General features: G+C 62.6%; 2 protein-coding genes and 1 pseudogene. All 3 read right to left on the bottom strand.

The annotated features are described in order from the left end of the window. A partial coding sequence (locus OP496_RS17665; protein WP_280565215.1) for an AMP-binding protein occupies positions 1 to 597 on the bottom strand: 597 nt, incomplete at its 3' end. Next, positions 590 to 1,291 (bottom strand): thermostable hemolysin, encoded by a 702-nt coding sequence (locus tag OP496_RS17660; protein ID WP_280565213.1) that lies wholly within the window; start codon positions 1,289 to 1,291, stop codon positions 590 to 592. The genes OP496_RS17665 and OP496_RS17660, both read right to left, overlap by 8 nt. A 97-nt stretch (positions 1,292 to 1,388) precedes the next feature. Next, positions 1,389 to 1,599 (bottom strand): annotated as a pseudogene (locus OP496_RS17655) (DedA family protein); the annotation flags it as partial.

The following is a 1,599-nucleotide window of genomic DNA, read 5'->3' as shown; positions in this document are numbered from 1 at the left end:
CCATAAGGGTGCGTAGAGGCCGCCAATATTCTCCAACAGTGTGCCTAGTGGCAGCATGGCGAGGTGGCGTTTCACGCCACAGCTGGTAGCCACAGTGGCTAGGCTTTCGGCGACGCGCAGCGGCGCCTCGGCGTCTAGGCATACGCCCTTGGGAGTGCCGCTGGTGCCCGAGGTGAAGGTGATCTTGATGGTGCCGTCGGGTACCGCTGGCACGGCGTCGACCCGGCGCCGATACAGTGTGGTGTCGATGCCTGGCGCAAAGCCCAGCGACGCGACGAGTTCGGGTGGCCCGATTAGCGTATCGAGTCCGGCCTGCTTGGTCACATGGGCGAGTTGCGCGGCCGAGAAGAAGCCCGGCAATGGGACGTTGACGCAGCCGGCGAACATTAGCGCCAGATCCCAGAGCGCCCAGTCGGTGCCGTTGTCCAACGCCAGGCCTACACGCTCGGCTCCGGCTGCTTTCAGCCGCGCGATGCGGCCGTCGACCTCGTCAATCAGCGCGGCATAGCTCAGTTGTTGCTGGGCATCCTCAAACACGATAAGCGTTGGCTGTGACCGTGCCAGGTCGATGAGGTGGTGATATAAGCGCTCAGGCATTGCTGCACCCCACGAGAGGGTCGCCGTGCCTGGACGGGGCCACCAGTGATGCTCGTTCAAGCGCAGGAAGCCTGGCTAGCGTGGTCGATGTTCCGGCATTGCCCGTCTGTAGGTGCCGCCAGGCGAGACGCATGTCGCCGCCCATCACTATCGGAGCGTTGGTATAGTAGCGTCCCCAGTCGGCGCTTTCCTGGCCCAGGCGAGTCGGATCGGCTTCGACTAGCGGTGAGGCTTCCAGTCCCAGTCGGCGGAAGGCGTTACGGACCTGAGTAGTAGCGGTAAACGTCAGCCATTGCATATCTTCGTCGACCAGGGTCTCGATCAGCGTCACGATCAGTGGTCGCAACAGGCCACGGCGCAGCGTGGTGAGACTGCCGACCTCGACGACATGGTCGCGCGAGACCGTATGGTCGAGCACTTCAGCCAGACACTGCTCGATCGGTGCATCCAGATAGCGCTCGAGGAACAGCGTGTCACGCCCAGCATGGCGTATCCCCAGCGCTGCCTGCAGGGTTGGCCCCTGCCACAGGCCGAATAGGCGTGGCTGGAAGTGGCTCAGGGTGGCACCGTGTTCGCGGGCGTAACCGTTGACGATGAAGGCTTCCAACTCGGCGCGCTCGCCCGTATGGGCTTCGCGCCAAGTCAGTGGTGACAGCGCTGCGGTAATGGAATGAGGACTGCGTGGCTCATGCATCGCTCTACCCTCGACGAAGGACGTTGAGGATAGAGTGCATCGTTTGGCTTAAAGGTTACTTAACAAGTTGATGAGCGTGGCGGGGTTGTGTAAGTGCTTACGTTGTCACTTGTAGATATGCCCAGATACCAAATAGCGCGATGCCCAGCACGCCGATGGGGCGTGCGTGGCGCCGCCACAATGACAGGGCCGCGTCTCCGGCAAGGTGCACCAGCAAGGCGAGGCCGAAATAACGCACGCCCCGGGCCAGCAAGGCGGCCAACAGGAACAACGGAAATGGGTAGCCGCTGGAACCGGCAGCGAGCATA

The organism is Chromohalobacter sp. 48-RD10 (assembly GCF_029889785.1).
GTDB lineage: Bacteria > Pseudomonadota > Gammaproteobacteria > Pseudomonadales > Halomonadaceae > Chromohalobacter.
Note: the sequence above shows the minus strand (reverse complement) of the source record. Positions and strands in the feature narration are given on the sequence as shown.

Bases quoted from the DNA above. Each gene is read 5' to 3' on its own strand.
- OP496_RS17660 (WP_280565213.1), bottom strand. From the start codon at position 1,291: ATGCATGAGCCACGCAGTCCTCATTCCATTACCGCAGCGCTGTCACCA.